The following is an 11,394-nucleotide window of genomic DNA, read 5'->3' on the forward strand; positions in this document are numbered from 1 at the left end:
GCATGATCATTAAGTACAAAACTAATGATGGTACTGATGTTGATATGTCTAATGTAGTTGAAAAAATTAATTGGAGTGGCTCTCGCATTCAAGTGGCACGAGTTCTGGAATTTTCATATGTACAAGATGGGCGGGATGCTTTACTTCCTGTCCATTCTTTATCATGTGGTCAAACAATATATGGCTATGACGAAAGTGGAATCTTGCAGTTTCAAGGTAATATTTACTCTGTAGAACGAAATACAGAAGGTTCTTTGATTACTATACGTTGTTATGACAATTTATTTATTTTGTGTAAATCTAAAACTACTAAAAAGTTTGTAAATGTATTAGCTGAAGACATTGTCAGAAGTGTTTGTGCTGAATTAGGCGTAAAAGTTGGGAAACTGCCAATATCCGATAAGAAGTTGAGCTTTATTGCCTCAGAAAAAACAGGATATCAGATAATCATGATGGCATATACTCAATTGTCAAAAACTACTAATAAAAAATATCAACCGATAATGACAGGAGATCTGCTTGAAATTATTGAAAAGGGGAGTCGCATAGAAACTTTTGAAGCTAATCAATATGTGAATACTAACGATAGTACATATCGTGAAAGCATAGAAAATATGGTTAATTCTATTAGGATTACAGATGAACAAGGTAATTTAATAGGTTATCAGCAAAATGTCGATGATATAAAAAAATATTCTCAAATTCAGGATGTTTATAAAACAAATCCAAAAGTTAACACTCAAGAAGCTGTTAAAGCTATGTTAAAAGGGCCTGAACAAACAGGTGTATTAGAGCTTTTGGGTGATTATGCGGTTAAATCATCATATTCAATTAAAATTAGTGACAGTATAGTTAATTTGACAGGACAATTTTGGATTAAATCAGACCATCACTTATTTATTGATGGCAATCATACAATGAAAGTAGAAATAGAATTTGAAAATCTGATGAATGAAGAAAAAGTAGAGGATAAGAAGGTGGAATAATGGCAGAACAAATACCAACAGCAGCACAATCTGCTTCAAAGCTAGTAGATATGGTTAATGGTATAGCACTTGATGCCCGACCAAGGCAAACTATGATAGGAATTATTCTGGCACCTCCACCGAATATTCAAGTGCAACTTAACGATATTATTTTGACTAAAGAAGATGTGTACATTAGTAAATATTTGTTAATTGGTTATGAGCGCACAGCTAAAGGGATTATAAAATCTGAAACTCAACCTAGAGCTGGAGGCGGTGGTTATGCTGAGTTTGCTAGTCATACTCATGAAATTAATAACCCTTATACTGATAATATTATTTACACGGATACATTGAAACCAGGCGATAGGGTGAGTGTAACTCCTGTTTATGATCCTTCTGGACAAGAAGACCAACTTTATATTATTGAAGATGAGGTGGTTAGATTAACATGAGTGATAATTATCCCTTTGTAACAGGGGCGAATGCTAAAGAGGAAGCAAAAAAGTTGCCTGTTTTCACAGAATTTGCTTGGGATTTTGATACAAATACATTTAAATATGATAGCAACGGCAGGCGTAAGACTGTTGTAGAAAATGAAGCATTGAAAGTTTGGATTTATAAAGCCTTACAAACAGAAAGATATCAATATTTAGCTTATTCTTGGCAATATGGTATAGAAGTAAAGCCTTTTATAGGTAAAGTAATGCAGGTTAAGGAGCGTTATTTAGAATTAAAACGTGTAATAGTTGAATGTTTAATGGTAAATCCATATATCATTAGCATTGACTCTGTAGATTTTACTACTAAAGAGGATACTGTATTAGCTGAAATTTATTTAACAACAGTATATGGAGAGGTGAATGTAAATGTATAATGCTAGAGACCAGGCCATCATTTTGAAGGAACTACAGGATTATTCTCAACTACCAGTTAGTAAAATAGAAGGCACTTTTGAATACGATGTATTTGCTTCTAACTCTATCGAGTTCAGCAAGACTGAAGTCGAGATAGAGCAGGCTTATAAAGCAGCGTTTATTCTAACGTCATGGGGAGATTATTTGACTTATGCAGCTAGCGGCTTAGGGGTTGAACGTAAACTGGCAGTGGCTGCAAAAGGATATGTAACAGTAACTGGCAATGGAGATGTACCTGCCGGTAGTTTATTTGCAACAGTAGATGGTATACAATTTAGGACTACAGAATTCTGTGCTGTAAAAAATAGTGCTGATATACCAATCGAAGCGACTAAACCAGGAATAGAAGGCAATGTTAAAGAGGGATTAATTACAGTTATTTCTTTATCTATTCCAGGTATTATGAGTGTAACTAATAATGCGGCTACTTATGATGGATTTGACGAAGAACTCGATGAGGAATTAAAGCAACGAGTTCTTTTTAAGTATAGGAATGCTATTACATCAGGCAACGAAAATCATTATAAGTTGTGGGCGATGAGTGTTCCAGGGGTTGGCGCAGTTACTGTTAGAAAATTATGGAAAGGTAGAGGAACGGTAAAGGTTGTTATTATGGATGCAAATCATGAGCCTGCATCTGATTCTTTACTTAATCAAGTTAGAGATTATATTGATTCACAAAGACCAGCTACCGCAGACGTTACGATAGTGGCACCTTCAACTAAACCAATCGAAATTCGTATTCATGGTGTGATAGGAACATTGGACGAAGATGGTGTTAAAAAAGCGATTAAATCATTTCTATCCACCGAGTTGTTTAATGGAGAGTCATTGAGCACTGCTCAGGTAGGGCATATTATCTTAGACAATAAAGAGACAGGAGTTTCTGATTATACAGATATCGAACTAGTTGATACTACTAATTCAATATCTGCTAGTAAAATTATATTGAATCAGGATGAATTACCTAAAATAACTAAGGTGGTGGTGATTAATGACTGATTTTAACTTATTGCGAGTTGAACCGGTAAATGTGCTTAGATATTTGCCTAAGTTTTTAGCAACAGATTTTGCGTTCAAACGAATTCAAGATACATTATCATGGGAACATGAACAACAACGCTTAAAATTAATTGATGTAGTAAAACAATTTTATGTTAGTACAGCCACTTGGGGCCTCTCAGATTGGGAGGCCTTTTTAGGTATAGAAAAAAAGACCGATAATATTGAATTACGTAGGCAGGCAATTTTAATTAGGCTTAATAATGAAGACGTTGTTAATGCTGTATTTTTAAATCGATTAATAAATCAATATGTAGCTGACGAAAGCGGATATGTGATTGAGCATCCTAATGATGATGCGTTGGACATTATGCTTCCAGATGGAAAAATAACAGATTGGGATGCGCTCGTTTCAGACCTTAATACATATATTCCTGCACATATTGGTTGGATTTATAAAGCGTATTTACAGGCTGAGAATGAAATAATCGCGGGTGGAGTAATTAGCACTTGTGAGGTCATTACCATAGAAGCAGATAAAGGGTATCGGGAGCCTGTATTAGAGGAAACAAGTATATATGCTTCAGGGGTTATTAGTGATTGTACAACTATTAATATAGTTTCAGATAATTAGAAGAAGGAGAATAATATGGCAGTTAATACAGGCCAGTTTTCTGGTGTAAAAATTACTAATTTAGGGAAAATAATTATTGCCCAGTCTTTAAAGGGGCAAAAGGTAGATATAGAAAATATAGTGTTGGGGGATGGATTATTAGAGGATAATGTTGATTATGAAACATTAACTAGTGTTAAGCATGAAGTTATGCGTATACCTATTGCAGAATTTAATGTGTTAGAAAATGGACAGTATGAAGTTACGTTTACCTTTGATAATAAAAATTTAACAGAAGGTTTTTGGCATCGTGAAATTGGTATTTTAGCTAGTGTAGATGGTGGTCCAGAACAGTTATACGCTTATGCTTATGCTGGGACTAGAGCATCGTGGATATATGATAATAGTACGCCTATTAGCGAAAGAATTTTGAAAGCTTCTTTCCGTGTAGGGAACACTGATAATTTTACGATTAAGTTAGGTAGTTTAGCATATGTAACTAGAGAAGTGCTAGAAAAAGAAGTTCGAGAAACGCTAGCAACTCATACGGACAATAATGTATTAGATCATCCTGATGGTAGTGTAACAGTAGCAAAGTTGGCTGATATGAAAAGCTTAAAATCTGGCACATACAACGGAATAACTGTTAATACAAAAGGTCTTGTGACACAAGCAGTTGATAATAAGTATATTGGTAATTTGAGCAGAGATATAACTACAGCTCAAGACTGGAATTATTTTACAACGCCTGGAATTTATAAGATTTCAGCAGCAGCGCACAATGGGGCTAATGCGCCGGGAAAAACATTAACAGATGTGCCAATTGCTACGACAGGGACTTTAGTGGTTGTTGAAGCAAGTAGTGGAGCAATATCTCAGTTTTATACACAAAGCGGCAATAATAATGGTTTAACCTCTATTTCGCGTACTAGATATGCAGGGGCTTGGGGGAGTTGGACGGCAAGCTATTCTGTCAATAGAATTAAAGAACTATTAAATGATATTGCAATGGCATATTTACCTTTATTGGGTGGAACGATTTCAGGTGACACAACTTTTCTTAAAAAAGTCATAGTACCTACGTTAGCGGTTGGTACTAAGACAAAAGAAGCTGCGAGTGCTGAATTTGTCCAAAATGAATTATTAGCAATGTTAACCGATGTTCAATTTATGCAGGCAGTTATAAATGCAATTGGAAAACAAACGTTAGCTAGTTTAGGTGTTAAATACAATTTTGATAATCCAAACGCTTGGAGCATCTGCTTCGGCAGGCTTTTTGGGGGATTAATTATCCAAGGTGGAAGTGCCGATATGCCGCAAAATGTAAGCTATGTAGACAAATCATATCCAATCAATTTTACGAATAAATTACTTGCTGTTATTGTCTGGGACACAAATGCTACAAGCGGTGTCACTAGTACCGCTAATCTATCTATTTCAAGTGATATGTCAACATCTAATTTAGATAAATTTAGGGCTATTACGTCATCGAATGTACTCGGTGCGTTTGGCTGGTTAGCGATTGGTAATTAAATTTAACTATCGCGCCCAATTGCGATATAGCAAGCGTGCGATATACCAGTTAATTGGCTGGCAATATGTATAGTCGTTTTAGAGATATTATTTACACTAATTGCAACTGGATTATTACTATTACTATAATGGACTGCCACAGCCGTAAATTGGTTGTGCAAAAAACTGATTGGCAATGTAATATTTACATTTTCTTGTGCCATAAATCCACCTTGGATAACTAAAAGGTGAGAAAAGAGGCATTATAACTGTGAGAATAGACTGATAATAAACAAATATCAAGCATTTATTAATGCAGATGTGGAAAGGCTTAGTAGTTAATTAATAGTAGGATAATACTCGACGTAAACCAAACATTATTTAAGTAATTTGATGGCTTTTCGGAGTTGTGGCAAGGCCTTATGCGTGTAAACTCCATCGGTAACATTGTTTGCTGAGTGCCCTAGTAATCTACGCTTAACATTGTAATTGGCTCCAGCATCATCTAACCAGGTAGCAAATGTGTGTCGGCAGTCATGAGTAGTGTGGTTAGCACCAATTGATTTCATGACAGCGTTAAATCGACGAGCAAATTGAGCATAAGTCATAGGTTTTTCACCGAGTAAATACTTGTTTCCACTAGTAATCGTTTTTTCAATATATGGCCATATTTTATCGTGTATCGGGATAACTCGTATGCCAGATTTAGTTTTAGACTTTGTGATATTAAAATATTTTTGTTTACGATTAACATTTTTACTTAAATGGGAGCAAAATTCTGCAGAGCGCATACCACTATATAGTAATGTGAGGACAAACCATTTATCAGGATGATTGGATTGCCATAGTTTATTTACAATGCGTCGAGTAAATGGCTTATGAGGTCGAACGGGGATATTTTTGCCAATAACTAAGTAAGCGCCTAAATTACGGTCAGTCCATTCGTTAATTATTGCAAACTTATAAAGTTGATGTATTAATGATCTAACCTTTTTGAGACTTGCGTATGAGAGGCCGTTAGAGGACATATTGTCCAAGATATTTTGTAAATCTTGATGCTTAATCTTTTTAATAGGGATTGTTGCAAGTGCTCCAATGTGTTTTAGGCTATTTACATAGCTGTTAGCGGTTGATTGGCTAACTTGCTTAGAGTGGCTTGCAAACCAAATTTTATATATTTTGGCAAGTGTAATTGTAGGTGTTGGTATATCAGTAGATTGATTAAATTGAGCTAAAGCAGTTAATGCATCAGTTTTAGTCTTGTAGTAGCCGATTATGTGGTAAATGGCACGGCCGTTATTTTCATAACCTATAGTTTTTCTGACCATGTATGGTCTTCTGCGTTGGCCAGATAATTTACAGATTTGACCGTAGTTGTTTGGTAGTTTCATAATTTTAATACCTCCATTTTTAAACATAGAAAGGAATGATAGCATGGACAATCAATATCTTATCGTATTAGAACAGCCTGATAAAAATGGTGAAAGTGTTAAAGTTACCTCATATTGGCTAGGGGTCCATGGGGGAACCTGGGAAGAGTTAGAAGCGCTTGCTAAAAAGGATTATCCAGAGAAAATTTATTTACGGGATGAAGATGGCAGCATACAAGCTAAACTAGCAGATGAAAAGTATGTATGGGGCGGTGAAGCTCCTGTTACGCCTACTCCGTACATACCAACTGAAGCTGAAAAGCGGAAAGCCAAAATACAGGAAATTAAAGCTGAAACTGATGCAGCTAATGCAGCCTTGCAAGAACGTATGATGACTGCGCTTTTACAAGGTGATGATAAGTTAGCTGCAAAACTACGGGACCAATATCAAGCAAATAATGCAACCATGATTAGTAAAATTAAGGAGGTATAAAAATGAATGAAGTAAGATACTGTGAATATTGTGCACAGGAATTAAAGGAAGATGGTCATTGCCCTGATGATGGTTGTGTTTACAATGTATATCTTGACGCTATTGCTGACTGTGATGCGGAAATTGAAGCAGAAAAGGAGAATGATTAATGGTCTATTTACAATATGCGCAGGAAATGTGGGAATCACTAATTACTGCATGGTGGGTTAAAAGTGCGTTGTCTGTAGTAGCGGCAGTGGGGATTTGGTTAATAGGTCTTAAACACGTGCAAGTGTTAGGCATATTTATCTTGCTTGTTGGAATTGATTTATTGACTAAATGGGCTAGTGTAGCCTTTAAAATGTTAGTCGATGAATACGGATATGAACCAGATAAAATTGCTGTGTGGGAAAAGTATAGAGCAATCCCCACGGCATTTGACCTTAATTTAATTCGAAGTGAATATATGCGCAAAGGCTTTGTAAAAAAAGTCCTCACTTATGTAGCAGCTACAGCAGCTGCTTTTTTATTTGACTGGATGGCTAATAAAAATGGATTTGCAGTTAACCTTGTGTGGTTGTATCTCGGGTCGTCCGAATTTTTAAGTATCCTAGAAAACCTCCGAGACGGTGGAAATAAGAGTATGGGAAAATTTTTGGAACTAGTACGGGATAAAATTGAAAACAAAGTTAAATTGTAATTAAAAAGGCCACCCTATTTGGGTGGCTTATTTATTGAAGTAAGGAGGTAAAGTTATATTTAAATAAACTTTACTTTTAAGTTATAGTATGATAGTATATGTATAAAGACAATCCCCCTACCTCTCCTAGTGAGCAGATTTATTCTGAGCGTAGGGGTTTTTTTATAGGAGAAAATGATGGAATATTTAGTTTGTGTAGAGACTCAGAAGAAAGGGCCCATTTATTAGGCTTTCGAAGTTTGAAAGATGCAAAGAATATAATAAAATATATTTTAGAATAGAGCACTCTTTAGAGTGCTTTTTTTATACCCTAATAGGAGGTAAACTATGAAAGTATTTATAAACCCCGGCCACGACCGAGTATATGATAGTGGAGCTATCAACCCGGTAACAGGAGTCCGTGAATGTGACATTGTTGCTAAAGCAGGTAAACTGTTAGCTGGCTATTTACAGACTGCAGGTCTTGAAGTTAGGTCACTACAGGATGACAGCTTAGCATTAGTCTGTTCTGAGAGTAATGAGTGGGGCGCTGACTTATTTGTAAGTTTACACTGCAATGCGTTTAACACTGAGGCAAGAGGCACTGAGACTTATTACAAGTCATTTAACGGCCAGCGATTGGCAGGCTTTATCCAATCGCAAATTATACGTAGTGTGCCTACAATAGATCGTGGTTGCAAAACTGGTGATTTATATGTATTAAATAACACTGATGCGGTGGCTGTACTCGTTGAGATGGCATTTATAGACAATATGGATGATTTAGCATTGCTAGAGCAACAATTAGATAAGATTGTACGAGCAATTGCACGAGGTATTACCGATTATTGGATTGCATGAATAAATCCTCTTGACTTTTTGTGTTCCGTAAAATATAATTGATTTATCGGAACGCATAAAGTGAGGTGATATAATGAGTCCGAAAATAGGGAGACCTAAGTCAGATAATCCTAAAAGTATAGACATTAAAGTCAGAGTGGATAAAGACACTAATGATAAATTAGTTGAATTTGCTAATAAACACTCTATATCTCGTACAGAGGTTATACGAAGAGGAATTGATTTAGTACTATCTTCCGATAAATAAAAAAAACACTTACCCCATCCCGCAAAGATAAAAGTAAGTGTTTTATGCAGAAGTTTCCTTCTATGAAATATTATATCATAGTTGGAAACCCTTTTGAACAAGGAGTGAATACTATGAACTTAACAGAAATTTTAACTTTAGACAGTCGTGAAGTTGCTAGTATGATTAATAAATCTCACAATGATTTATTAAAAGATATTAGGCGTTATGGTGATTATCTTATTGAGGGTAAAATTCCCCTCAATGACTTTTGGCAAGAAAGCACCTACAAAGATAAGATTGGGCGAACTTTAAAATGTTACCAAATCACCAAGAAGGGCTGTGAATTTTTAGCTCATAAGATGACTGGCAAAAAGGGAGCTATATTTACCGCCACATACATTAATCGTTTTCATGAAATGGAAGAAGAATTAAATAATACACCTTCTAATATTACCTTACGTCATACAAAATGGGGCAAAGAGAAAGTAATGACTACCAGGGATTTTTGGCAAATAACAGGTGTTCCCCAAGGTAATGTTAATTGGTTCTTGAAAAAATTTAACCTTGAATATTGGATATTGACGGGAAAAGATTTAAGAAAGTATAAAGAACTTAATAATTTAAAAAATTGTGTAACATCATCCATGACATTGATACCGTCTTATTCCGCAATAATTTTAGTCAAAAAATTAGATTTATGGACTAAAGAATTACAGAAAAGTTTTGGAGATTATTTTAAACCGTATAGAGATTTAATAGTTGCTGATAAACAAGAAGCATTGGCATTAGATACGGACGAATTAATTTCTATTCGAAGCGAAAAAATAATAGCAAAGATAAATGAGCTTAAAAGAAAACTAATTGCTGTTGATGTATTGTTGGATGAATTAATTGATATTAGAAGAACTAAAAGAGATCATGAACGATATGGTGAGAATATATTAAAATTATTATATTCATCGTCAAGTGATATGTTTGGTATTAATAAAATAATTTAAATCAATAAAAGGCGCTCTTAGGGGCGTCTTTTTATTCTACTTATATGAAGAATAAAAAGAGGTGACATAATGGCTAATAATAAAAGGTTATTATATATAATAGGTGCAGCTATAGTTGTTGCTTTACTTGTATTAGCAGTCGGTTATAAATTACAGACAGATAAACAACAAGCTCAAATAGTTACTACTAATACTCTACAAGACTCGCAGACTTTGTCTAAAGCTATTAATGTACCGACATCAACAGCCGTGCAAATCCATCGTGAGATACAACATGTAAAGGAGCCTGTAGTAAGTTATTATGTACAAGCGCCCGATGTTATGACTGCAACTAAACAAACACAGCAGGCAATTAATAATAAAAGCGAGTCATTGCCCGTGGCAGTTACAGCTAAAAGTGACCGCACTGTAGTTACACCTAACACAGTGCAACAAAAGGTTGATGTTTATAAAATCAATCTTAATAAGGCACACAAGATTAAAGTAGGGATAACGGTGATTGACGATAAATCATATGCTACTGTTGGCTATCAGGCAGGGCGCTTTGAGGGCATGGCACATTTTAAGTCAGATGGCAAGATTAAAGGTGCAACTGCTTTATATACAGTTGCTGAATGGTAAGAAATTTCAGCAAATGACAAATGAAAGTTGATGATAATATATTTTTAAGGTATAATTGGAATACAGATAGGAGGTGCTTTTATGAAGGAAAAAGGAGTAAGAAAAAATAAATATTCTTTTTGGGCAAATTTATTTTTATGCGGAGTATCTATGATTTCTTTATACCCTACAATTCATTATAAATCACCCATTAGTCATAGTTCTGCCGACATAGTTGAAAAGGCTTGGGAAATGACAGGAAATAGTATGTATTCTGCAGTTGATAGGGTAGGGGGAAGATTAGGGATAATTCATGGAAGAAGATAAGCTTGAGAAGAATGAAAACCATAACTCTGTTGAAGTAGAAGAAAAACCTGAGGTAAAAACAGCTATTCGTGAAGTGATATCGGCTACGTATAAAGGACCTTTGCCACCGCCTAATATTATGCGAGGTTATGATGATATATGTCCTGGTGCAGCTAAAATGATTTTAGATGAATTTCAAGCTAATTCTGAGCATGTGCGAGAAATGGAAAGAATGACTCGACAAAAAGAGCTGGATATGGCTAGTCGAGGTCAAATTATTGCTACAGTATTTGGTGGTGTTTTATTTGCTATTGTAATATGGTCTTTAGTTTCAGGTTGGTTTTGGATAGCAGGCGCAGGTATTATTACAGCGTTAGTTTCTGTGATAACTGCGTTTTTGAAAAGAGAAAATTAGAATAATGAAAGCACTCACAATAGTGGGTGCTTTTTAGTGATTAAAATGTTCTACAAAATTAAAGGAGTGACAGCTGTTTTGCTTTGACGGCAAAAACACGTCAAAAAATACACAGAAATTAATCTTTTTTATAGACTTTAAATCAAGATATAAAAGATGGCCAATACGCAATATTACTCATTTTTATAAAAAAGTAGACAAACAAAATCGTTACGGAGTATAATGAGCGTATATAGGTTTTTATTTTTGTGAAGGAGGCTCATTACTTCAATGGCAAAAGCAAAATTTGAACGTACTAAACCACATGTTAACATTGGTACAATTGGTCACGTTGACCATGGTAAAACTACTCTTACTGCAGCAATCACTAAAGTATTGGCTGAAGAAGGGAAAGCAGATTTCCAAGATTACAGCATGATCGACAAAGCTCCAGAAGAACGTGAACGTGGTATTAC

The 11,394-nt window shown here is 35.1% G+C and carries 17 protein-coding genes; 15 read left to right on the forward strand and 2 right to left on the reverse strand.

Features of this window, described 5'->3' with window-relative positions; genetic code table 11:
- The first annotated feature begins 2 nt into the window (after positions 1-2).
- The 6 genes from NFR27_RS09860 to NFR27_RS09885 are packed head-to-tail and all read left to right on the forward strand — an operon-like array spanning position 3 to position 5,030.
- Positions 3-986, forward strand: coding sequence for an XkdQ/YqbQ family protein (locus NFR27_RS09860; RefSeq protein ID WP_251455284.1), 984 nt, complete (start codon positions 3-5; stop codon positions 984-986).
- Positions 986-1,420 carry a DUF2577 family protein gene (locus NFR27_RS09865; protein ID WP_251455286.1) on the forward strand — a complete coding sequence of 145 codons (435 nt, stop codon included), beginning with the start codon at positions 986-988 and terminating at the stop codon, positions 1,418-1,420. Before NFR27_RS09860 ends, NFR27_RS09865 begins: the two co-directional genes overlap by 1 nt.
- Positions 1,417-1,842, forward strand: a complete 426-nt coding sequence (locus NFR27_RS09870; protein WP_251455295.1) for a DUF2634 domain-containing protein — start codon at positions 1,417-1,419, stop codon at positions 1,840-1,842. Before NFR27_RS09865 ends, NFR27_RS09870 begins: the two co-directional genes overlap by 4 nt.
- 22 nt (positions 1,843-1,864) lie before the next feature.
- The gene (locus NFR27_RS09875) at positions 1,865-2,884 is read left to right on the forward strand and encodes a baseplate J/gp47 family protein (RefSeq protein ID WP_251455298.1); all 1,020 of its coding nucleotides are present in this window, start codon (positions 1,865-1,867) and stop codon (positions 2,882-2,884) included.
- Positions 2,877-3,518, forward strand: a complete 642-nt coding sequence (locus tag NFR27_RS09880) for a putative phage tail protein (protein ID WP_251455301.1) — start codon at positions 2,877-2,879, stop codon at positions 3,516-3,518. The genes NFR27_RS09875 and NFR27_RS09880 overlap by 8 nt, the downstream gene beginning before the upstream one ends.
- A 15-nt stretch (positions 3,519-3,533) precedes the next feature.
- Positions 3,534-5,030 carry a pyocin knob domain-containing protein gene (locus NFR27_RS09885; RefSeq protein WP_251455304.1) on the forward strand — a complete coding sequence of 499 codons (1,497 nt, stop codon included), beginning with the start codon at positions 3,534-3,536 and terminating at the stop codon, positions 5,028-5,030.
- A gap of 2 nt (positions 5,031-5,032) precedes the next feature.
- On the opposite strand, the gene NFR27_RS09890 is transcribed toward NFR27_RS09885, so the two are convergent.
- Together NFR27_RS09890 and NFR27_RS09895 are read right to left on the reverse strand one after the other, a co-directional pair.
- Positions 5,033-5,233: a gp53-like domain-containing protein gene (locus NFR27_RS09890; RefSeq protein WP_251455307.1), complete on the reverse strand. Its 201-nt coding sequence runs from the start codon at positions 5,231-5,233 to the stop codon at positions 5,033-5,035.
- Positions 5,234-5,386: 153 nt separating this feature from the next.
- Complete coding sequence (locus tag NFR27_RS09895) at positions 5,387-6,400, reverse strand: tyrosine-type recombinase/integrase (protein ID WP_251455309.1); 1,014 nt, start codon at positions 6,398-6,400, stop codon at positions 5,387-5,389.
- Positions 6,401-6,443: 43 nt separating this feature from the next.
- Between NFR27_RS09895 and NFR27_RS09900 the strand changes: the two genes are divergently transcribed.
- The 9 genes from NFR27_RS09900 to NFR27_RS09940 form a co-directional block, all read left to right on the forward strand.
- On the forward strand, positions 6,444-6,872 hold the full coding sequence (locus NFR27_RS09900; protein ID WP_251455312.1) for a hypothetical protein: 429 nt from the start codon (positions 6,444-6,446) through the stop codon (positions 6,870-6,872).
- A 2-nt stretch (positions 6,873-6,874) separates the two neighbouring features.
- A complete protein-coding gene (locus NFR27_RS09905) occupies positions 6,875-7,021 on the forward strand; it encodes a hypothetical protein (RefSeq protein ID WP_251455314.1) in 147 nt (48 codons plus the stop codon).
- Positions 7,021-7,551, forward strand: a complete 531-nt coding sequence (locus NFR27_RS09910; RefSeq protein WP_251455317.1) for a phage holin family protein — start codon at positions 7,021-7,023, stop codon at positions 7,549-7,551. Before NFR27_RS09905 ends, NFR27_RS09910 begins: the two co-directional genes overlap by 1 nt.
- 327 nt (positions 7,552-7,878) lie before the next feature.
- On the forward strand, positions 7,879-8,391 hold the full coding sequence (locus NFR27_RS09915) for an N-acetylmuramoyl-L-alanine amidase family protein (RefSeq protein ID WP_115310029.1): 513 nt from the start codon (positions 7,879-7,881) through the stop codon (positions 8,389-8,391).
- A 360-nt stretch (positions 8,392-8,751) separates the two neighbouring features.
- Positions 8,752-9,618 carry a Rha family transcriptional regulator gene (locus NFR27_RS09920; RefSeq protein ID WP_251455320.1) on the forward strand — a complete coding sequence of 289 codons (867 nt, stop codon included), beginning with the start codon at positions 8,752-8,754 and terminating at the stop codon, positions 9,616-9,618.
- Positions 9,619-9,687: 69 nt separating this feature from the next.
- Complete coding sequence (locus NFR27_RS09925; RefSeq protein WP_251455323.1) at positions 9,688-10,239, forward strand: hypothetical protein; 552 nt, start codon at positions 9,688-9,690, stop codon at positions 10,237-10,239.
- A gap of 81 nt (positions 10,240-10,320) precedes the next feature.
- Positions 10,321-10,545: a hypothetical protein gene (locus tag NFR27_RS09930; protein ID WP_162100446.1), complete on the forward strand. Its 225-nt coding sequence runs from the start codon at positions 10,321-10,323 to the stop codon at positions 10,543-10,545.
- Positions 10,532-10,939, forward strand: a complete 408-nt coding sequence (locus NFR27_RS09935) for a DUF2335 domain-containing protein (protein ID WP_162100447.1) — start codon at positions 10,532-10,534, stop codon at positions 10,937-10,939. Before NFR27_RS09930 ends, NFR27_RS09935 begins: the two co-directional genes overlap by 14 nt.
- 270 nt (positions 10,940-11,209) lie before the next feature.
- Positions 11,210-11,394 (forward strand): GTP-binding protein (locus tag NFR27_RS09940; protein WP_251454974.1); only part of this gene is annotated, 185 nt, incomplete at its 3' end.

It is taken from the genome of Veillonella intestinalis, assembly GCF_943192895.1.
Taxonomy (GTDB): Bacteria; Bacillota; Negativicutes; order Veillonellales; family Veillonellaceae; genus Veillonella_A; species Veillonella_A intestinalis.